Genomic DNA, 24,368 nt, shown 5'->3' on the forward strand with positions numbered 1-24,368 from the left:
GTTTGGTAAGTGGTTCGACCTCATCGATGTCAATTTCTAGAATATCGGCCAGACATGCGCAGAGTCGGGACTCAATCGTTGGTTCTAAGGCCCCCCCGGTGTTTGCATAGGGAGTCAGAGCCTTTGCCAAGGCGTCTGCGCTAGCCGCAAGCCCCTCACGATCCCGCGCCGACAGAACAATCAGTTCGGGAATCTCCGGCATGTCAGCACGTATGGTCTGTGCTGGCTCTTCCAGCACCACATGTGCGTTTACACCGCCAAATCCGAATGAACTCACACCGGCCCGGCGCGGGATTTCCTTTCCGACGGCATCGACCGGCCGACGCCACTCCTGCGCCTGTGGGACCAGGTAGAAAGGGCTATCCTTTAATTTTAGATAGGGATTTACTTCTTCCGGCAGGCTCGGAGCCAAAGTCCGGTTGCGCATCTGCAACAGAACTTTCAAAACACCTGCGACACCGGCTGCCAGTTCCAAGTGGCCGATGTTTGTTTTGACCGACCCGATCGCACACCGCGCTTCCTGACCGGCTTCAAGAGCGTCAAAGGCTGTCTTCAATCCTTCGATTTCAATGGGGTCACCAAGTTCGGTACCCGTGCCATGAGCCTCCATATAACTCAGACTTTGAGGGGCAATTCCTGCCCTGCGCACGGCTGTTTCCACCAGCGCCGCTTGGGCGCGTGGATTGGGCGCCGTCAAGGAATTCGCCTTGCCGCCGTGGTTTTCGGCGCTGCCCAAGATGATGCCGTGGACAAAATCACCGTCCCGTTCTGCCGCAGTTAGCGGCTTGAGAAACAGCATTCCGACACCTTCGCCGCGGCCATACCCGTCTGCCTGAGCGCTGAAAGTCTTGCAGCGGCCGTCCGGACTAAGCATTCCCGCTTTCGAAAAGCTGATATGCGTTTCCGGGCTGAGGACAAGGTTTACGCCGCCAACGATTGCCTGGCTGCAATCACCTGCCCGCATGGCACTGATCGCGCGGTGCAGCGCGACCAAAGCGCTGGAACAAGCTGTTTCCACCGGTTCGCTGGGGCCGTGCAAATCGAGAAGATAACTTATCCTGTTCGGGCCAACAGAACCGACAGAACCGGTAGAGCTGTGGCTGTCAATCCCGATACCGTTTTCGGCCATCCGTGCACCGTACCCAGACGGGGCAGTGCCAATAATCACCGCAGTGTCGCTTCCGGCCAGGCTTGACGGGGCATAACCTGCATCTTCAATAGCGCGCCAGACGTACTCCATGAGCAATCGCTGCGCCGGGTCCATCAAGGCCGCTTCCCGACGTGAAATGCCAAAGTGCCGGGCATCGAATTCAGCGATCCCATCAATGAAGCCGGCTCGGTTTACATCGGTCAATCCAGCGGCCTTCAAGGCGCGCCAATCCCAACGGTCTTCGGGGATCTCACGTAAGCACGCGCGGCCACTGCGCAAGTTTTCCCAAAACGTTTCCAGATCCGGGGCGTCTGGGAAACGGCCTGCCATTCCAATAATCGCTATCGCCTCGGCATCCGGTGGAGAAGTCGGATCGGGCTGATCAGGCAAAGGTTTTTCGGTGATTTTCGCGGTATGCCTAACGGGATTTTCCGGAAGCAAACCCGACAAGCAGCTCTCATAGGTCTGCGCCAGAAAACCGGCCATGTCGGCGATAGTGACGTACTCAAAGAACACGGTCGGTGTCAGGTCCATACCGTGGGCTTCATTCAGCCGGTTGGAGAAAGTGGTCATTGTAATGGAGTCAAAGCCGAGGTCCGACCACTCCGACTCGGCATCCAGATCCTGCCGCTCGAACCCCATGTGTTCAGCGATGTGCTCCAACAGCAATTCTTCTGCCGCTAGCTGCAGGCCATCTGACTCTGTTCGCTGGGATACCGGTTGCGCGCTGACAGGCGCGGCCGGTGGTGTCAGTATGTCGTCAATCGCCAACTGCGTACCGCACATCACCACTTGCTGCGGCCCGCCGGACAGTAGTGCTGCTTCAAATTCATCAATGCCGGCGGCTGTCGCCAGAACCCCCAAGCCAGTGCTTTCCTGCATCCTGGCCAAAGCTTCGGGTGCCATACGCATGCCGCCGTCCTGCCAGGGAGGCCAGGCGATGTTCAGACTTACCCCGAACCGTTCACCTTGAGCGGCTTTCCGGCTGCGCCACAGGGCAAACGCTTCCAAAAACCCATTCGCAGCGGCATAGTCCGTTTGCCCAGCGCTGCCCCAAACGGCAGAAGCGGACCCGAACGTGGCAAAGAAATCCAGCGGCAGATCTACTGAAGCCTGATCCAGCGCCCATGTTCCAGCAAGTTTGGCACGCCCCACCAGATCGAAATCCGCTTCAGCCTTGTCCGCAATAAAGCCGTCTTTTAAGACCCCCGCGGCATGCAAAATCCCGTCGATGCGGCCATGACGCGCAACAACCGAACGAACCATGGCTTGCACCGCATCTGGGTCGCCCAAGTCACAAGAGGTGCTGTCCACTTTTAGACCCAAGTCTTGTAATCGGACGACGAGATCCGCATCCGCCGTGCTGCGCGCTGCAAGGATCACAGTCGCTGCGGAAGTTTCTTGTGCGATGCGCTCTGCAAAACGCTGCCCCAATCCACCGGTCCCGCCAGTGATCAGATATATCCCATCATTACGCCAGGGAGAGCCCTCGCCTTCAACCTTCAGTTTCTCCCATCCTCGAGCCAAAATGCCCTTCGATGACAGCCGGAGATGTGATGCTCCAGTAACTCGCGCCGCCTGAGATAAAAGAGCAGGAAGTTCCAGAGCAGCCAGATCTCCCGGGCATTCGACAAGCTGGGCCTGCAAACGGGTGGATTCCTTGTTCGCTGTTGCCACCAGCCCCGCCAGACCGGAAAACAAACCCGCCGTTCCATATGCCTCATCAGATTGCGGCACCACAATCTGCAAAAATCCCGTCCCTTCGCCGAGCGTCACCGCCGCCTTGAAATCAGAAAAGATTGTTTTGGCCGCCCGTAGATAGTCAGCCACGGCATTACCGCTAACGTGCACCACCCGCGCAGTTTCGCCAGCACCCGAATGTCCGTGTGCCATGCCGCATACAAGCTGCCGTACAGCACTTGGCGTAGCCGCGCCGGGCGTTACCGGATGCCAGACCGGCCGGGCCCGCAGCACGGTGTCGTTTGACGTTTCCTGCCCAAGTGCCGGATCCAGTTCGCGGTTCGCAAATCCCTGAAGGCGCATCACCAACCGGCCATCAGGACCGGTGACGTCAAGATCAATGCGGGGTAGGCGCGTGTTCTGTGGTCCAACCCGTACACAAACACGCAGCTGATCCGGTACTGTCCCGAAAAGTTCCAGAGTGCCCAACTCAAATGGCAAAGAGGCTGAAGAATCCGTGTCTTTTTCCGCCAATCCCAAACAGGATTGAAGAACGCAATCGAGCATCGCCGGGTCCAGCAGAAATCCCTGATCATCCGCTTCATCGGGCCGATTGATTTCGGCGTAGGCCTCGCCGTCGGGACCACGCCAGATCTGCTGCAAGCCACGATGGCTCGGTCCATAGGAAAGACCAAGTTCGGAAAAGCGGTTATAGCACTGTGCCTTATCCAAAACTGGCGCGGTAGTATTTGCAGGTTCGGTTGCCGGAACCGTCTGGCCAGACCCATTGCCCGTCTCTCCGGGTCGCACTACACCCTGGCAGTGCAGCTGCGAACCGGGCATGCTGGTGATACGAAACTCAACCGATCCATCTGGCCTACCGGTACAATGCACCGTCAGATCCGTGGAACCTTCGGTCACAGTACACGGCTGAACCCAGACGATCTTGTCAAATCGCCAGGCTTCACGGTGAGAAACGTCCAAAAACTGCGCCGCTGCTGCGCGCGCGATCTCCAGATAGGCCGCGCCGGGAAGCATGGGGACGCCCACAACAACATGGTCCTTCAAAAACCGTTCGGCGCCGGTCAGCGTTAGATCATACCGGCCTTCACCCGGCTCGTTCTTATGTGCGGCCAGCCCGAAACCCGATTTTTTACGAAACACCGCAGATGAGCGGCGGCGCAACGGCATTTCTCCGGCAGGCGCAGGAATCCAGCACCGGCGTTTTTCAAACGGATAGGCGGGCAGGCGCACTTTTGCCGGACGGTTTTCGTGAAGCGCAGACCAGTCCAGAAGAGCACCCGAGACCCAGGCCTCAGCCAGATCAGGCAAGGGCTGGCTCAAATCGGCCGGTGTCGTTTCTTCCCGGGATCTGCGCCTCGTCTTGACACATCCCTTAGCAAATCCGGCCTGATCACCGTCCCGCAATCGGCGTAACGACGCGACCAGTGATCCAACCGTGTCTGCCACAAACGCCAGTCTAAACGCCATCGGGTCACGCCCGGTTTGCAACGTGTAGGCAATCTGTTCCAATGAGGGCAGTTCATCGCCTGCAAATCCTTCCAGATGCGCCAGCAAATCCAAGATAACTTGATCAAGCTGGGCTTCGGTTCGGGCTGAAAGCGGGATCAGCATAGGCCGATCCGGCCTACCTACTGCAGCCGTCCTTGTTTCGGGAAGATATTCCTCAACCACGACATGGGCATTCGACCCGCCTGCGCCAAAAGAACTGACGCCTGCACGGCGCGGAAAGGTCTGCCCATCAAGCACTGGACGCGGCCAATCACTGCCCTTTCGGGATATGAAGAAAGGCGTCTGCTCCAGCGAAATCAGGGGATTTTGGTCTTCTGAATGCAGGGTTGGGAAATAACGCCCAGAACGCAATCCAATTACCGCCTTGATCAGCCCGGCTATCCCGGCCGCTGTTTCCGCGTGGCCGATATTCGACTTGATTGATCCCAGGCCACAATGCGGCGCGCCCTCGGGAGTCTTCCCGAGGGCGTCATAAAGCGACGTGAATGCTTGTTTCAGCCCGTTGATTTCTATCGGGTCTCCCAACTCAGTGCCGGTGCCATGGCACTCGATATATCCAACCCTGCGCGGATCTCCGCCTGCGTGGCCATGCGCCTCCGCGATCAACCGGGCCTGGGCAAGTGGATTGGGAGCTGTCAGAGACGTCGACTGCCCGCCGTGATTTTCAGAAGAACCGCGGATCACTGCGAGGATTGTATCGCCATCACGTTCAGCGGCAGACAATGGCTTGAGCAGGACTGCGCCAACCCCATCACCTCGGACATACCCATTTGCCCGGGCCGAGAACGTCTTGCAGCGGCCATCTTCGCAGAGCATGCCGACCTTGGAATACATAATGTGCATATCCGGTGTCAGCATCAGATTGGCGCCACCGGCAATCGCCATCTCGCAACCTTCATGCTGCAGGGCCAGCACCGCGCGATGCACCGCTATGAGTGAGCTGGAACAGGCAGTATCGATCACCTGGCTCGGCCCGGTAATGTCCAGCATGAATGACAAACGATTGGGACAGAACATATGCCCCAAGCTGGTCAAATGAAGTGCCTCGATTGATCCCGCCCGATCAATCATGTGGGCGTAATCCTGGAGATTTACGCCGATAAAAACCCCGACCGGACGGCCAGCGATCGAACTTGGAGCATAGCCTGCTTCGCCCAGCAACCGGTATGCACTTTGGATAAAAAGCCGGTGCTGGGGATCCATCAGCTCCGCCTCACGCGGCGACAAGCCAAAATAAAGCGGATCGAATTGATCTACTGCCGGGGCGACGCCGCCATATTTGACCTTGGTAAACTCGCCTTTTCCGGGATCATCATAGATTTGCCGCCAGTCCCAGCGCTCGGCAGGAATCTCTGTAATGCAATCGTCTCCCTGCTCCAGGTGCGACTGCAACTCGCCCAAATCTGCGCTTTGAGCGAACCGGCCATCCATGGCCAGAACCGCAATCGGTTCAAAAGCAGACCCGCTCACGTGTGGGGTTTCAACTGCCCCCATGTCTTCCTGATCTGTCCGGAATTGTCCAGGCTGCGCCAAAGCCGCCTTCGCGCTTGCAATCCAGGACGCTGCCTTTTTGGATCGGGACGCTGGCACTGTACGGCTCGTCTCCTTTGGAGCACGTTTTTCAGCACGGCGATCAGGCAACGCCAGCGGATTTTGCGGAGCTTTCTGAGATTGAGGAACGCGATCAGCCTCACGGCGGTAGCGTCCATCCAAGATTTGAGCCAACTCCTTGGCGTTCTTGGCTTCGAAAAAGACCGTAGGGGCAATTGAAACGCCGAGCATGTCCGAAAGCCGTTTCATGATCTCGGTCACGATGATCGAATCCACCCCGAACCGGGATAACGGCGATAACGTGTCAAAACGGTCGGAAGGTATCTTGAGACAGGCGGCGACAACATCGCCCACAGTATCTTCAAATTCCCGGCCATCTGGCACCGCAGACCGGGATGTCTCCTGCCCCCCCTGCCCCATAAGCTCGGCTTCGATCCGGCGTTCAGCAGCGCCGGCGCGACCGTTGTCGGGTTCAGTCGTCATCGAGCATCTCCCGGTAATAGCGCGCATGGCGGATAAATTTCCAAAAATCAACTTCCCAAGTATGCCTGCGGCTGTCAACGAAGTAGTCCTGACCCAAATCTGGATCATCCTGGGCTTTCGCCGCGACAAACTTCTGATAGCCAAGGGTTTGATTTTCAAAGGCTCTCACGTAACTGCGGACAAATTGCCCCTGCAGACGCATTCCATCGCCCAGCCCGGCCGCAGCGTTTACAAAGCCAAAAAAGAAAAGATTGTTGAGGTTGCGTGGAACGATATGGATGAAAAGATCTGGAATTCCGTCTTTCCAGTCGAGAATATCCGGATCGATAAAGGGGAAATGACGGTCATAGCCGGTGGCATAGACGATTATGTCGATCTCAGCTTCGTGCCCGTCTTTGAAACGCACGGTTAGATCATCGAAACCCGCGACATCGCCGACCGTGGCAATATCGCCATGTCCGATATGATAAAGTATCTGCGAATTCATGATCGGATGGGCAGCGTCAATCGGGTGATCCGGCGCAGGCAAACCGAAATCGGTGCCATCGAACCCGGCCAGCTTGAACACTTTTTGGATATAGGCCGAGGTTTCCTCTTTCGAGGTGAACTTGGTGCCGAGCTGCAACATCCATTGCGGTGTCGGTTTGCCGTCGATGAATTTCGGATAATAGTGGTAACCCCGGCGTGTGCTGTGATGCACCGAGACAGCATGATGCACGGCATCCACCGCCACGTCGCACCCTGAATTACCAGCACCGATCACCAGGACCCGTTTGCCCGCGATCTGTGACGGGTTCTTGTAATCGGCTGTGTGCAACACCTCCCCTGAAAAGGTTCCCGGATACGGTGGTTTCGGGTAGTGCGGCACCCGCTGCGCCCCGTTGCAGACAGCAACAATGTCATACCGGCGGGTTGCCCCTGTCGACAGCTCCACATTCCAGCCGTCGCCGTCCGGTTCGATCCAAGTGACGCCAGTATTGCAATGGGCGTGGTCATAAACCCCAAAATGCCGCGCATAGGACCGGATATAGTCCAGCATCATCTTGTGATTGGGGTAGGCCGGATAATGATCCGGCATCGGGAAATCCGGCACTTGTGTATTGAACTTCGGCGAAATCAGGTGAAGCGAGGGATAAGTTCTTCCGCAGGGCGCATCGGTATTCCAGACACCGCCAAGATCGCTTTCTTGTTCATAAAGGTCATAGTCAATCCCGCCTTCGGACAATTCGCGCCCCAGACCTATCCCCAAGGGCCCGCCGCCAATAACGCAAACCGAAAGAGCCGATGCCCGCGTTGCCGTCATGCCTCAACGCCCTCCCATTGAATGTTCTCTGGAAGCGCTCCAAGGGACAGTGAAAACTCCCGCAAGATCATGAGCGGTGTCCCTTGCGGATCATAAACGGTGACGTCAACGTTCAAGTATCCCGGATCCGGATCGGATAGACGCACCACTTCAAAGTGCACGTCCGAGGTCAGCGGTGCTGTGCTTGCCAGCGTCATCAGCGAAGCCGGCCAAGCAACTTGCGCGGTCTCCAGATCCGAAAGGCACTGCACGGAATTCCAGATGGCCCGCAAGACCCGCACATCAAAAACTGCGGGTGCAGACAATCCTTTCATGTTCCCGACAAGCCGCCCCTCATCCCCGTAGAGGGCTGCTACTCCCTGCGGGGCGGAAACAGGTTTGAGACCACCTCGCAATCGCGGCAGCCGGACAGGTGCCGGAAAGCTGGAACACGGTGCGCCGGCCTGGGCTAATAGGGCCAGTGCGTCAGTTGTTCCGGCGGCTTCCACCGCCACGAGCCCCTGATCGGCAGACAAGATGCAGATTTCGTTCGGATCCGGTCGAATTTCAGAACTTTGCGGAGCTCCCCAGACAATCCGGGACAGGGTCTGAACGTCACGGTTCAGCACATTTGATGCGGCCCCGCGGGCGGCCTCCAGCATATCCAAACCAGGAGAGAGGTCCGAAACTCCCGAAACGGGCGGATGCGCAGGCGTGTCTGGCTCTGGCAGTGGTTTGACATACGGCCCAATTGCGGGGGCAGGCCGGGCCTCTGGCGCGTCAATCCAGCAGCGATCGCGTTCGAACACATAGCCGGGCAGATTGATCCGCCGCAGACTGCACGGGAACAGATTGACCCAGGGTATCGGATGCCCCTGACAAAAGAGTTCGGCCAATTCATGCAGAGCTTCACGGCTCTGCGCCTTCTCCAGAAGTCCGGAAATCTGTTGCGACATATCCGGCAGATCAGGTTCTTCCGGGACGTGTCCGCGGTAACCTGGTGTTGAATCAAATGCTTCCAACTGCCGGGCGGCATCTTGCAGATCCTTGACGACCAGCGCGAGCCTGTGGGTGAATGCATGCCGACCGGTCAACAGGGTCAGGGAAATGGCTGCCAGCTGTTGATCCGCCGCCTCGGGACTTTTCAGATAAGCTGCCAACTTGCTAGCCATGGCTTGCAAGGACGATTCTGTCTTCGCCGACAAGGAAATAACATAGTTCCGCTCCTCAGACGGTAGCTGCGCAGGCGAGTCCGGAGCATCCTCGATCAGCAGATTTACATTGGTTCCACTGATCCCGAATGCGCTGACCGAAATCAGGCGACTCCGGCCGGCATGCGGGCGAGGCCAATCGCGGCTCTGAGTATTCACATAAAGCGGAGTTTTCTGCCATCCAAGCATTGGACTGGGTTGGTTATGGTTCAGGCTGGCGGGCAGACGGTCATGCTGCAAAGCATGTACAGCCCCTATGGCACTGACCAGACCAGATGCCGCGAACGTGTGACCGAAGTTACCCTTGGTCGTGGTCACGGCAATGCTGTTTGGTTCCCGTTCCGCCCCGGAAAAGACATCGCGCAGCGCATGGGCTTCAACCAAATCGCCCAATTCTGTGCCCGTGCCATGGGCGATGACCCAGTCGATTTCGTGAGGTTTTACTCCGGCCTGTGCCTGGACCCGGCGCAACAAATCCACTTGTGACTGTCCGCTTGGGGCCGTGATGCCATTTGTATGGCCATCATAGTTGGTGCCGCTTGTGCGGATCACCGCCTGTATCGGGTCACCGTCCTCACGCGCCCGCGCCAGAGATTTCAGCACCAGTACCGCAACCGCTTCGCCCGGAACCATGCCGTTGGCGCGGACATCGAACGTGTAGCATTTGCCATCTGGCGAGAGCATGCCGGCTTGTCCCATGCCGATGTAGGCATCCTGCGAGACCATCAGGTTCACCCCAGCGGCCAGTGCCACATCGCATTCACCTGCGCGCAAACTCTGGCAGGCCATATGGGCGGCCATCAATCCGGAGGAACAGGCTGTATTGAGGGCCAGTGCGGGACCATCCAACCCGAGAAAATACGATAGCCGTGCTGCCAGAACCGCATTATGCGCGCCTGTCAGGCTAATCTGATCGGACCGCTTTATGTAATCACTGCCATCTTCAACGCCGACAAAACTTCCAACCCGTTGGCTGGCCAGGTGTTCTGGACCGAGGGCGGCACTTTCGAGCGCAAGCCAGCTTTCCTGCAGCAGGTGACGCTGCCGCGGATCCATCCGCTCAGCCTCCAGCGGAGATATTTCGAAAAACAGCGGATCGAACTCACTCAGACCGGGAACTTGTCCGCACCATCTGCTGTTGGTCTTACCTGGTACCGGCGGTGTTTTGGCTTCGTAAATTCTGCGCCAATCGAACCGCTCCGGGGTCACTTCCTCAACCGCCTCCCGGCCCTGGTCCAGAATATTCCATAAGCCACCTACATCACGCGCGCCCGGAAAGCGGCCGCTTGTTCCAATGATTGCAATTGCATCGTCAGAAACAGCTCTGGGCTGGGCAAATGTTCGCGGCTGAGTGCTCTCCGGTGTCGTTACTCCCACACCAATTTCGGACAGGTGCGCAGCAAGCTTGCCAAGTGTCGCGTGACTGAAAAAAACTGATGGTGCCAAGTCGATATCAAAGCACGTGCCAATGGACCGGGCAAATTCTGAAAGAGCGATGGAATCAAATCCGAAAGAGGCGAGGTTCTTATGCGAGCCAATCTCTCCCGATGACATTTTCAGTTGATCCGCCGCTAGAGACTTCAACACGGTGAGAACATCACCCGTCTCGGCGGAGGGTTTGGACTTCTGCGGTGTGCCGGCAAGGTGGTCGAGCCGTTCGGCGTTCCCTGAAAGAACTAGGGTTCGGGTCCGGCCGGTAAAGACCGCCGTTTCCAGCGCCTGCATGGCCTGTTCGCCTTCCAGCGGCACTTGACCGCTGCTCGCCAGATACAGGCTCTCCGACTCCGCATCGGCAAGCCCTCTGGCACGCCAGAGCGGCCATTCCACCGCCAGAACTGGAAGCGTTTCGTTATTGTGCTCGGCTGCAAAGGCGCTTTGGAAACGATTGGCCATTGCATAATCGCCTGACCCCAGGTCTCCCAGCACTGCCGAGCTTGAAGAAAAGAGACACAGGAAATCGGCTCCTGAATTTGTCAGTACCTCATGAAGGTTCTTCGTGCCTTGCAATTTGGGGGCAAGCACACTGTCAAACCCGGAAGCCTTAGCCTCAATCAGCGGAGCTGCGCCGCTTCTTCCGGCCAGATGGAACGCTCCATCCAGTCTGTCCCAACGGGAGAAAATTTGATCACGCACAGTATGAAGTGCGGCGATGTCGGTCACATCGGCTGGTAGATAACAAACATCTGCACCAAGGGCGCATAGCTCATCAATCAGCGCCCGATCCTCAGGCCCTCGGCCACTCAGTACAAGCCGCGCGGACACGGTGCGAGCCAGGTGCCGCGCCAAAACTGACCCGACCGCCCCGGAGCCGCCGACAATCCAATAAACACCGCGATGCCGCCACGGAGTTTGAACATCCGGCGGTGCTTTCAACGCCCGCGAGGCACAAATTTGCCTCTCTTCGCCACGATAACGAACACAAACACCGGCTCCGGCGGTCATTTCAGCGAGCGCATGGCGCACCATGACAGTCAGACTGGTGCCGCTGCCAAAGACAATCGACACGTTCAGATCAGGTAGTGCTGAGCGGCAAGAACGTTGCACGCCAACCAAGGCATCCAGCCAAGCGAGATCTTCAGGAGTTTCTGCATGACCACATATCATCAAAGACTGCGGGCGCTGCCGGCCTTGCGCCAACGCTTGAAGGAGGTGGATGATTGGGCCGGCCACGCGGTCTTCATCCCCCAGCAACAAGAGCACATGTGAGGCTGGTTCTAGCCAGGACAGCAACCGTGCAGCTGCCTCGCTGTTTTGAAGGTCTTCCGGCTCGGGCGTCAGCCATAAGAGATCTTCCCCAGCGTTCAGGTCGGCATCGGCCGCCGACATGCTTTTTGGCGCCAGAACCAGTACCCGTCCAACCGGCCCTGAACCCGGTTCCAGTAAGGGTGACGGCTCCCATTCTTCCGCAAACTGACGAACTGAAGGGAGTGCGGCAGCAGCATCTGGCACATGGAGCGCTTCTGGGCTCTCTGACCCAATCCAATGCGTTATCCGCTCGAACGGATAGCCCGGCAGTTCGATCCTCCGCCCCTCACGTTTCGGCGCCACCTGGGCCCAATCCAGATCAGCGCCTGCGACCCAAGCCTTCAGAACTCGAGACAACTGCCCTTTGGCCAGCCAGACTTCAATGAGATCTGGCAAGTCTTCAGACAGTGCGATACCTGTGATTTCCTCTGTTTCACCCAGGGTCACATTTTCCGGAACCTGCCCTTGCGCAACAGTTTCAAGCAACTGGATCGTCTCGGTCAGACTCGATGTTTCAAAGGCCAGACGTGCTGGCAACCGCGCCCGGCCAACCCGCAGCGTGTGCGCTACATCGCTGAGACACAAGGTGTCCTGGTTTGCCCGCAGATGCTGCGCAAGATCACCTGCCATCTGCGCCCGAATTTCGGGTGTGCGCGCAGACAATATTATGATTTCGGCTTCCGCTGGCGAACTGCCTGGCAATCCAGGTTCCGTATCAGTCGCCGGCTCTTCCAATACAAGATGCGCATTCGACCCGCCGACCCCGAAGCTGCTTAAACCGGCACGTCGCGGTGCCGGGCCTGACGGCCAATCGAGGCTGCCGCGCACCAGAGACAAGGGAGTTTCATCCAGATCCAGATAGGGATTGGGGTCACGTAGATGCGGATTTCCTGCGATCCGATTGTGTCGGAGCATCAAGAGCAGTTTTATCAATGAGACAACGCCTGCAGCAGCCTCCGTGTGTCCGACATTCGCCTTGACGGACCCCAGCCAGATTGGCCCGTCCCGGGCGTCGAGCCCCAACTCCGAAAGGGCAGCTTTTAGGCCGTTGACTTCAACCGGGTCGCCCAACTCGGTTCCGGTGCCGTGGGCTTCGAAATAGCCAATCGAAGCCGGATCGATCCCGGCCCTGCGAACGACATCAACAATCAGTTCTTTTTGAGCAGTTGCATTGGGTGCGGTCGGTGAGGATGCACGCCCGCCATGATTCTCCCCACTGGCGCGAATGACGCCAAGCACGCGATCACCATCACGCTGAGCATCTGCAAGAGGTTTCAATAAGACCGCGCCAACACCTTCGGAACGCACATAACCGTTCGCACGGGCATCAAAACTCATGCACCGGCCGTCCTCGCTTAACATTCCGGCTCGGCTGGAGGCTAAAGTGATGCGTGGTGTTGCGAGTATGTTTACCCCGCCAGCCAGCGCCATGTCGCACATACCGGCCCTCAAGCTTTCAGTCGCGCGGTGAATGGCGATCAGCGAAGAAGAGCAAGCCGTATCGATTGTCTCGCTCGGACCGTGAAGATTGAAGAAATATGAGGCGCGATTGGCAACGAGAAAAGAAAATGGCTCTGCTGCCGAACGCAAATGCCCGGCCTCCCGGGCCTTTGCCAGAAGTTCCGAATAGTCGCAGGTCGCAACTCCGGTGAAGACCCCCGTTCGACTGCCCGAAACAGAATCGGGTGCAACACCCGCATTTTCAAGCGTGGCCCAGAGAGTTTCGAGCATGAGACGTAACTGCGGATCGAGCACTTCAGCTTCAGCAGGCGAGATGCCGAAGTGTGCGTGATCGAAACACGCCATATCGGCAAGGAAACCACCCCATTTCAGCGCAGATTTATCTTCATCGGGACCGCTTTGAAATGCGCGCCAGTCCCAACGGTCTGCCGGCACTTCTGAGATAAGATCCCGGCCTGCATCCAGAGCGCGCCAGAACGCGTCAAGGCTCTGAACCCCTGGCAGTTTCGCTGCCATGCCAATCACCGCAATAGGCTCGGCCGTGTCCATCCCCCGGTTTACCGAAGGGGCTTTGCCAATTGAAACCGAACCGTCGAAACCGGCGCTGGACCGAACCGGCTTCTCCTGGTCTACAACTGCCCGCGCTGGTGCAGGCGATGTAACAGAAGACGGCCTTTTTTCTGGCTCCAGAGTTACACTGTGATCCTTGGCCAGCTTGTCTGCCAAAGCCGCCAGATCGGGTATCTCAAAAAAGACCGTCGGCATTAACCGCAGGCCAAACGCGGAATTCACCTCATTCGCCAGTTCTGTGAAGCTGATGGAATCGAAACCATAGTCAGATAGCGGTTTGTACCGCGTGACCTTTTGAACCGGGATATGCTGAACTTTGGCAACCAGATCGCGAAGCCGGGTCTCCAGCTCTGATTGATCAGCTTGTTGTTCAACAGCGGCGGGCTCCAAAACGTTGTTCCCTGCCGGATATTCAAATCCCAGGAACCGTTCGCGAATTTCCTCAGGCAGGCCATAGGCGACAACGAGCCGGGTTTCGCCGCTTGCCAGAGCACGTTCCAGCGCCTCAATTCCCGTCCCATCCGGCATCGGCACCATTCCGGTACCTGTCCGCATCATACGGGCGTTTTCATCCGTCATCGCCATGCCACCGCCTTGCCAGAGGGGCCAGGCAACTGAAAGACTTTGGCCATGGCGTTGTCCGTTCAAGACTTGGCCTTGCCGCAGTTCGGCAAACACATCCAGATACGCGTTGGCGCACGCATAGTCCGCTTGCCCAACATTCCCCAGTACGCCGGCGACAGAGGAACATAACACGAAGGCCTTGAGCGGCAGTTCGGCCGTGGCTTCGTCCAGCGCCCGGGTTCCCGCCAGTTTTGGAGCAAGAACGCGCGCCGCCGATTCTTGCCCTTTATCGCGCAATAATCCGTCTTCAATCAGCCCAGCTGCATGGATCACCGCATCAAGACGGCCATGCTTCGCCAAGATGTCCCGCGCCAACAATGTCGCGGTACTGCAATCTGTGACATCGCCTTGCAAGTAGAGCGCGCCGGTTTCCGTGAGAAATGCTTCCGCTCCGGACGGCGGTGCCGAACGCCCCGTGAGGACAACCCGTTGTCCGGCAGATGCATAATGCCTTGCCAGGATACGCCCAATCCCGCCAAGACCGCCGGTGATCCAGATCACGTCACCAGCAGCGAAGTATGCCGTTCGGGAAGGAAGTGGAATTTCGCGGACCCAACCGTTTTGTGGTCCGCTCTCTGTCAATCGGGACAACATGGGCAGCTGTCCTGAGTTCAATACCTGCTTTAGGCCTGACGTCAGAGCGCGATCAGATAGACTTCCAGGAACCAGCACCGCCTGCGCACAGCTGGCGGGATGTTCAAGACGAAGGCACCGCATGAACCCAGACAGCGACGAAGCCAGACTTTGATCGGGGACAATGAGCAGGACCGGCCGGGCACCCCGTACAGGATCATTCGATTGGACAAACTTCAGAATCTCTGCGAACGCGTTCTCGACCGTGTCGGACAGGACACGGAGATCCGCGCCCGGAAATGCTGCCCGCAACGTGGATTGCCGATGCGCGTCGGTTTGCGTCACGAACAGCACCGGATCCACCGGCGCAGTACCGTTCATCAGCGGTGGACTGATTTCTTGCCAGCACGGACCTGCAAACAGCAGCTGATTGGGGCCCGGCAATTGCTGCTTTTCAGACCAGACAAGTTCTAGACCGCGAAGCGCCAGAAAGACCGAACCGTTGTCGTCACACAGATCCAAATCGAGAGTTACGCGATCCGCCCCCGGTGGGCCTTTCCGTGCCGGGCGCAGATCCACAAGCACCTTGTCCGGCAGGGTAGGGGTGAATTGCGTCAAAGAGCCGATCCCATAAGGCATCGGCAAAGTGGACTCTTCTCGCTGGGTCTGACACCAGACGACAGCTGCCAGGAGAGCCCCATTCAGCACTGCCACGCGCCGGCGCGCCCCCATTTCTGCGGACTGCACCCGGGCAAGCGCGCCACTCGGGCCATTACGTTGCTCGGCCAAGCTCATCAGGGACGGGCCGTGGGTAGACTGCAATACGGCATCGCATGCGCGGGATGTCAGAACGAATGGCGTCTCCGTCCGGCGGGCGTCGAGATCTACAGGCCTCGGGCGCGTGAAAGCAGTATCTGAGCCCTTCTCATGGTCTGCCTGGCAGTAACGTACCCCATCAAGAGTGATTTCCAACCGCCCACCGGTTTGTTGCAATAGCGCAGTGGCCCGGCCCTCGTTGATACGGAGCGGTTGCGGAAAGACGATATTGCACAGTGCGCCGTCGCCTTCGAGGTCCAGCAGCCGGTCAAGAAAGAACGCGACCGGAACAATGCCCGAGTGGTCTTTCAAAAACGGGTCCTGCGCATCCAATGCGATTTCAGTAACCGCGGGTTTGGCAACGCTGATGGGCCGGGAGTACAGCCCGCGCATTTGCAACGCTGATGTCCCATTGGGCAACAGAATTTGCAGGTCCACCAAGCCCTCGCGCCGTTGCGCCGCGACCAGAACCGGACCCTCCCCGAGCGGGGCATGAAGGTCCAGCGTTTCAAGTGAAAATGGCAAAGCAGCCGGTGCCGGGTTATTTGGATCCGCTAGCGACAATGCCAGTGTCGCCTGCCAGGCGCCATCGAGAAGCGCAATTGGCATAACACCACTTTCCGCCGTCCCGGGCAGGTTCAACTCTGCCAGAATTTCGTCCGGCGTTGCCCAGACTCGTCCAATGGATTTTAGTGCCGGTCCATGAACAACACCTGCTTCATTCAATGCACCGTATATGGCATCCACCGCCATCTCATGGGCTGAGAGCCGCGCGCGAATTGATGGTAAATCCACCGCTGGCGGAGGGCCTTCCAACGGTATCAACCGCCCTTGGTGATGCACCTGGCTCGTTCCGTCCGGCGCAAGACTGGACAACGCGTAGGATCCGTCCTGATCAAAGCTTTTTGCCTCAATCTCCAGATCCACCGGAGCCTCAACGGTCAGCGGTACCGGCCATACCAAATCCTCAAACCGCCAGCCCGTGTTCCGCGCTCCTGTCAACCGGGCCAAGGCCAAGGCAGGATAAGCAACACCGGGCACGACAGGCCGGCCGGCAATCCGGTGATCACGCAACCAGGATTCTTCGCCGTTCAAGTGGAGTGTATCATGACCGGATTTGTCCCTATCCTGGTCCTGCCTATCAGATCGCCAATACCGTTCCTTGGCGAACGGATACCCAGGCAGATGGCAGCGCTGTCCGCGCCACCCCTGATGCAGCGCAACGCCGGACCAGTCGATCGGAGCGCCCGCGACCCAGGCTTCCGCTTGCATGGATAGGACGGCTGTACTAGACGGCGCTTCAGGCTGCGGCCCGGCACGCGCCGTCCATTTGGAGGGCACTTCCCCTGACCAATCTGCCGCCAGTGTTCCTGCCGCCAAACCTTTAAAACGGTCCAACAGTTCGGTCCGGGTTGTCACAAGAAACGCCGCACGGCATTCCATCGCCATCCGGCCAGTCCGCAGAGTATGTGCAATATCCGCCAGGAGCAGGTCCGGCACATTTTCGATCTTCCGTGCCAGAGCCCCGGCTTGCAACTGCAGGCGTTCCACATCCTTGGCCGAAAGCAGGATCAACTCCTGCTGCGGGTCGCCGACGCTAACAGTTGGCGAAACCCGCAATTCGGGCGCTTCCTCGATGACAAGATGCGCGTTGGTTCCGCTGTGCCCGAAGGAATTTAATGCCGCCAAAAGGGGCTGGCCATCACGCCGGGTCCAATCCGACGTCTCCGTCAAAGGATAGAAAGGAGCCCCTTCCAGGTTGATCAGCGGATTGAGCGATTTAAAGTGCCTCAACTCAGGCATTTTGCGGTGTTTCATGGCCATGAGCACGGCAATCAACCCACAAACCCCTGCTGCCGCGGCGCTATGACCGATATGGCTTTTGACACTTCCAAGGGCGCAGCTGCCTGGTGTCAAATCATGCGGCTGAAAGGCCTTGACCAGCGCATTCGCTTCGACCGGGTCTCCCAATTTGGTGCCGGTTCCATGGGTTTCGACATATGAAATCCGCCGCGGATCTATGTCGAAACGGCTTTGGACATCGGAAATCAGTGCCGCCTGAGCTGCACCGCTGGGCGCCGTTATACCGTTGCTGGCACCATCTTGATTGGTACCAGAGGCTCGGATGACCCCATGAATCGGGTCACCGTCGTGCACCGCCGCAGACAGGGGTTTGAGCACCACCATGCCGGCCGCTTCGGACATCACCATGCCGTCCGCTTCGGCATCGAAAGTCCGGCAATGGCCGGTACGGGTCAGCATCTCGGTCTGGGCCAGCCCGATGAGAATGTTCTCGCCCATCACCGCGAAGGCCCCACCAGCCAGCGCCAGATCGCATTCTCCATTCCGCAAGCTCTCGCAAGCCAAATGCAGAGCCACACCGGAAGAAGAGCACCCTGTGTTGACCACATAGGCAGGGCCTTTGAGATCCAGGAAATAGGATATCCGCGAGGCAACAATCGCGTCGGATGCCCCAGTGAATGTGTCGTGCACATACCCGCTGGGCTCGCACCCGACAAAGACCCCTGTGCGGCTTTCGGCCAGCCCGCCCGGATCGATCCCAGCATCTTCTAGGGCATGCCAGCTTTCCAGCAGGATTAGGCGCTGGTGCGGATTCATAGACGCCGCTTCACGCGGAGATAACCTGAAGAATAGCGGATCAAATGCATCACGGTCTTCAAGTATCCCGCCCCAACGGCAGTAGGATTTTCCAGGTTCTTTGTCTTGTGACACCTTTTCAGGACGCATGTACCGCCCTGGCAGCGGAACCACAGGATCCACCCCGTCGATCATATTGCGCCAGAGCGTGTCGACGTCAGCAGCGCCGGGAAACTGTCCGGCCATCCCGATGACCGCAATACCATCGTCCCAGCGCTCAAGTTTCCGCTGAGGATCGGTAGTTACCTTTGGCTCAATATCTGTTTCAGACATTGCACCCCCGACGGCTGGATGGTGTTGTTCCTCAATAAAGCTGCACAACCGTGCCACAGTCGTATGATCAAACAAATCAGTGGTTTGGAGCGTGATGCTCAGCCGCGCACCAATTTCTCGAACGAACCCGACACCCAGGATTGAATCAACGCCATAATCGGAGAATGGTACATCCGAAGCGATCTCATCACGGTCGATGTCCAATGCGGCGGCCAAGGCGTCTTCGATTTCGGCGCGAATTGCTTCATTTGAAAGCAGCCCGCGACCTCGTACTTGTGTCCCGCTGTGTATTTCCTCCTCCGAAACAGAATTGTCATCTGTCGTGCCGTGCTCAAGAGGGCCAGGATGTACAACCTCCACCTCAAACGGCTCTGACACGGCAACCCGGCCATCGCTTTGGCCAACTACAATTTGCTGGCCCAACCCATGCTGGGCCTCGGCTGGAAACTGCACATGCTGCAATCCCTCCAAAGCAAACACTGTTTCCCAGGTTTCGGGATAAAGCCCGGGGCTGCCGGGAATCCTGAAGTGACGGTCTTCGGCCAATGACCAGCCGTCGATCAACCCGAACAGGACTGAAGCAAAAACAGTTTTGTCGCTGATATCATTCGCAATGAGGACGCCGCCAGACTTCAGCAACGCTTTCGCGTTACGGACCGTTTCCCGTATATCGCGGGTGGCGTGCAGCACATTTGTTCCCAGAACAATGTCGTAGGCCCCAATATCTAACCCTTGGGCCGCGGGCGCGGCTTCGACGTTGAAAAGTTCGAAACGCATGTAGGGAGCGCTTTGCCCGAACCGGCGGCGCGCATGCGTGAAGAACGATTTCGACAAGTCTGTATAGCAGTATTCCGCGATTGCTTCGGACCAGCGGGCCAGACGCGGCACCAGAGTGGCCGTCGTTCCGCCTGTACCGGCTCCGATCTCCAGAATTCGAAGTTTTGCCTCAGGATCCTGAGCACGCCGCGCAGTTATCACCGCGTCTACAGTATCGGCAACGACCGAGTTGAAGAAGTCGCAAATCCGGTTGTTGCTATACAGACCTTCGATCTTTTCCATCTTTCCAGCTGGAAAGAGAATGTCCGTCACGAGAGCTTGTCCTCGCAGGATTTGCGGCAAGGCTTTCAGACAATCTGTTGTCAGAATGGCAAGAACCCGCGTATCCGGAGTCTCGAGGAAGGCTTGCTGCGCCTTTTCCCACTCGGCCCAGACCGTGTCCGGTGAAAGAAGATCATCTCCTAGGAGAGTAACAGCTCCGGCCGCATCCCGGGAGATGCTGCCTTGTTCCTCCAGAATGTTCAGCGCTTCGTCCCACCACGGACGGAATTTGGCCAAAATGGCAAATGTCTCGAACTCGATCTTGCGAGACAGGCCTGGACGATCAAAGACGTCCATTTTCCGCAATTGTGCCAGAAGCAGGCGGCCCAGCCACTGATCCAATGCCGCAGCCTCGCGTGCAGGTTCCGGTGGCGCTTCCCTCGTAACGACCTGGGGCAATACCGGCAAAGCCGTACCGGACAGGGGCTTCATTCGAGGCGTTTCCAAGACGGTCTCAATCCGGTCCGGCCGTGTTGTTCGACTGATTGCAATTTGCGGCTGCTTCATTGCAAGGGCAGTTTCAAACAGCGCCATTCCAGCTTCGGGATCGATTGGGACAACTCCGCGCCGGGCCGCCAAAGCCCTCAGACTGTCAGTCACCCGGACACCGCCGCCAATGTCCCAGTAGCCCCAATTAACAACAGTCACTGGGCAGGAGTGTGACCTGCCAAGCGCAAAGGCCGCAGCCTCCGATGCCTGGCATCCGGCAACATAGGCGGCCATCCCGGCTGGTTTTCCGCATGATGCCAGTGACGAAAACAGCGCTACGAAATCTGGTGTGGGAACGCCCATCAGCGCTTTGTCCAGCGCGGAAACAACATTCAGGCGGGTCGACAGGATATCCTGAAACAGAGTTTCGGACATTTCGGCAATCGACTTGTCATATTCTGCGAGGGTGGAAACAATTACCCCGTCAAGCTTCTCGTACCGGTTGCGAATATCCGCGATTGCGTCAGCCAGCTCTCCCGGGTTGCGGGCATCGGCCGAGTGATAGCTAACGGCACCATCATAGGCAGCCATATTCTGTCTTATCTGCGCAGAAAGTGCCGAGCGGCCCAACCAGACAACTTGCGCTGAAACACGTTGCAAAAGATGCGTGGTCCAGACCCGTCCCAGAGCGCCGGCGCCCCCTAAAACCAAATAGACGCCATTCTTCCGATAGGGGATTTCCGGCGGCACCTCTGGTAGATCGCAGGGAATCAGGCGCGGTCTCAGCCATTGTCCCTGACGCCGGGCAAATCCAATCTGACCGCCTTCAAGCGGCAGAGTATCAAGCAAGTTGGGAAACAGTGGCTCTGCCGGGTGTAGATCCATTGCGCGCAATGTCCAACCGGGCAGTTCCTGAGCCAGAACCGCCAAGCAGCCTTGTATTGCCGCTTGCTCTGGATCAGCGGGCTCAGCGTCAAAAGCAAAGCCATTCCGGGTGACGAGTGTCAAGTTACCAGAGGCCGGACCGGTTTCGATCAGCGCCTTGGCAAAGCGGAAAAATGTTAGCGGAGCCGCCCCCGGCTCTGCCAACCAAAGGACCGTCCCCCAGTTTTCTCTTAGTTTTTTTGGTGCCTCGTCCGGCGGTACAAATTGGGCATCAGGGTATGCGTTCGCCAATTGATCCCGGCTCGCGCCAGTCGCGCCGATTGCCAGGACAGGTCCGATCAACGGGGCAGGTTTGTCCGTAGGTGAAACACTTTCCCAATACGGGCTGAACGTAACATGTTCAGGGACTGGATCAGGGGCGTTGGGATTTTCTGCGTTGTCTTCGGTGACAACCTCATCGAACCACAGGCGGTGGGTATCAAATGGATAAAGTGGCAAGCCAATGCGCCGCGCGCCCGCCATTCCAGCCAGCGAGGACCAATCGATTTCTTGCCCGCTAACCCAAGCCTGGACAATTTCATCCAGGGTGCCGTTATTCTGAGATCGCAGCCGCGACGACCCGATAGCCTCTTCCCTTGGCCCAGTCTCTGAAAGGTTGACCCGCCCGCGTGCGCCTTTATCCGGAATGCCCCCGTCTTCGACAATTCTCAGCTGCGTCAGCAAATCCTGATGATCCTGCACCAAGAATGCCGCCCGTTCGGCCATAGCTTCGCGCCCCGTTTGAAGGGTTAGAGCAATGTCGCGCAAATCGGGCAATTCTGTTCTGCTCTCCAGCCAAACGCGGAGATTACAGGCAACTTTTTTCAGCTGTGACGATGTTCGAGCCGTAAGCGGGATCAGAACTGGCCCGGATTTAAACGAGCGCGGTTTGGAAGGTGTCGCCTGATATTCTTCGACCACCACATGTGCATTGGCTCCGCCGGCCCCGAAGGAAGATATGCCCGCGCGGCGCGGCTTGTCGTCCGCAGGTGTCCACTCGGTCAATACCGTCGGAACTCGAAACGGGGTGTTCCCGAAGTCAATGGCGGGGTTTACTGCATCTGCATGCAATGAGGGTGCGATTTGCCCAGCGCGCATTTGCATCAGAACCTTGGTCAAGCCGGCGAGACCTGCAGCGGCCTCCAGGTGACCGACATTGGATTTCACCGACCCCAACCAGCATTGGCCTGGTAACACGTTACCCGAAGCGAAGGCTTCGACCAGACCGTCCACTTCGATTGGATCCCCCAAAGGCGTTCCGGTGCCATGAGCCTCAACATAGCCGATTGTGTCCGCATCTATTCCGGCCTTGTTCAGCGCCGACCGAACCAGTGCCGCCTGCGCACGCGGGTTGGGCACGGTATACCCATGGGTGTGCCCACCATGGTTGACCGCAGTGGAACGGATCACACCGTGAATTCGATCACCATCCTGCTCTGCTTCAGACAGGCGTTTGAGCACCGCGGCCCCAACGCCTTCACCGGGGACATACCCATCTGCATCAGCTCCGAAACTGCGGCACCGTCCACTGCGCGACAACATATAGGCGGAACACAATTCAGCGTAGTTGGACGAATGCAGGTACAAATTGACTGCACCAGCAATCGCGAGATTCGTACTGCGATCCAACAGCGCCGCACAGGCCTGGTGGATCGCCGTCAGCCCTGAAGAGCACATGGTGTCGATGGGCATACTGGGCCCATGCAGATCCAGAACGTAAGAAACCCGATTGGCTATGGAGCCAAAAGAAGTGTGCGGAAAGGCCACTTTGCCTGCCGCCCGCTGTGCAGGACCGTAAAGGTCAAAACCTGTCTTGGTGACACCGGCAAAAACACCCACATTCTGGTCGTAGTGCTCCTTCAGGTCCTTTCGGGTCAGTGCCGCGTCTTCCAGCGCGTGCCAGACACACTGCAAAAATATTCGTTCTTGCGGGTCGATATCACGTGCCTCACGAGGAGACATGTTGAAGAACAGGGGATCGAAATCTGCAAACCCTTCCAGGAAACCGCCCCACTTGGAGTAACTTTTCCCTTGAGCAACAGCCCGAGTTTCATCCGGTTCGAAAAAACCATCCAGCCGCCAGCGTTCTTCCGGAATTTCGGTGATGCAGTCGCGCCCCTGCGCCAGATTCTGCCAGAATCCCTCCAGGGAATCCGATCCCGGATACCGACCGGCGAGGCCGATGATGGCAATGGACTCTGATTTCTCAGCGCGGGCATGTGCTGGCGAAGAGATGCTTTCTGTTGCGGAAAGCTGTGTGGTGCCGGTTGGACGGACAGAGGTGGTATTCGAATTCTGAGGCGTTATGGCTGCAGCTTCTTTGATCCATTCGTGACAGGCTGCGCCATAGGTTTTTGCAAGATGCTCCGCCAGGCTTCGGATGGTTGAGAACCGGAACAGCAGTGTTTGAGCGCCCGGCCCGGCCAGAGATTGAAGATCGCGCGCGATCCGGGTGATTGTGATCGAATCGATGCCGTAATGCTGCAATGGCTCAACCGGATTGAGCGCTTCGGCATCCCGCCCTAGAATTGGCCCAATAAGGGCCTTTAGCCGGTGCTCCAGGCGCTGGGGCAAATCACCAACCGTGTTTTGTGGCCCACTTTGTTTTGGCCCGCCGGCATCCGAACTCAGCCAACTCAACGCTTTGTCTTGATTGCCATAGAAGACGGCAGCCTCCGTCAGCCCCTGCTGAAGCGCACTGTCCAACGCCTTGAGGGCAATTCCGGCAGGTATGGGGCAAAGTCCCGTATTCTGGCGCATGGCCATTTCTGTGTCGGCATCCGGCGGACGCATGCCACCATCGTCCCAAAGAGGCCAGTGCAGGGCCAAACTTTGACCGAACCGCTCGCCTGCCGCGACAGCCTGAGCCCGTTTCCGGGCGAAACTGTCTAGAAAGCCGTTTGCCAAGCAATATGCGGCTTGTCCCGGGCTCCCGCGCAACGTGGCAACGGACGACGCCATCACAAACAGGTCCAAATCCAGACCTGCTGTGGCCTGGTCCAAAGCCCGAGCACCAATCACTTTGGGCGCTAACATCGCATCGCATTGGCGTTCCAAGTCCGAGGCCAGCAAGCCGTCCCCATTCACACCTGCCAAATGCAATACTCCATGCAGCGCGCCGAATTTTTTCAGAACCTGCTGGATTGCACTATTCACTTCCCCGGGATTACCAAGGTCGCAGCGGATAACCGTGGCATCACACCCTGTATGCCTTAACGAGGCCAACCTTTCGGGATCAATCGCAGAGCGGGCTAATAAAATCAGCCGCGCGCCTTCAGCGGCGTGAGCAATGTGGCGGGCCAAATGC

At 57.9% G+C, this 24,368-nt stretch carries 3 protein-coding genes (2 of these 3 cut by a window edge); all 3 read right to left on the reverse strand.

From position 1 onward, the window contains the following. Tightly spaced (each overlapping or abutting the next), the 3 genes in view from FJ695_RS03625 to FJ695_RS03635 form a layout consistent with a single transcriptional unit that may run on beyond the window. A protein-coding gene (locus FJ695_RS03625) for a non-ribosomal peptide synthetase (RefSeq protein WP_168206253.1) crosses the window boundary here: on the reverse strand, positions 1-6,397 show its 5' portion. Its footprint begins 11,396 nt before the window's first position; 6,397 of the gene's 17,793 nt are visible here — the first part of the coding sequence; its start codon is at positions 6,395-6,397; its stop codon lies off the left edge, out of view. Continuing rightward, on the reverse strand, positions 6,387-7,700 hold the full coding sequence (locus tag FJ695_RS03630) for an NAD(P)/FAD-dependent oxidoreductase (protein ID WP_141184175.1): 1,314 nt from the start codon (positions 7,698-7,700) through the stop codon (positions 6,387-6,389). Before FJ695_RS03630 ends, FJ695_RS03625 begins: the two co-directional genes overlap by 11 nt. After that, a protein-coding gene (locus FJ695_RS03635; protein ID WP_168206254.1) for a non-ribosomal peptide synthetase crosses the window boundary here: on the reverse strand, positions 7,697-24,368 show its 3' portion. 7,745 nt of this gene lie beyond the right edge of the window; 16,672 of the gene's 24,417 nt are visible here — the last part of the coding sequence; the start codon falls outside the window, past its right edge; the stop codon is at positions 7,697-7,699. Before FJ695_RS03635 ends, FJ695_RS03630 begins: the two co-directional genes overlap by 4 nt.

The organism is Labrenzia sp. PHM005, from assembly GCF_006517275.1.
Taxonomy (GTDB): Bacteria; Pseudomonadota; Alphaproteobacteria; order Rhizobiales; family Stappiaceae; genus Roseibium.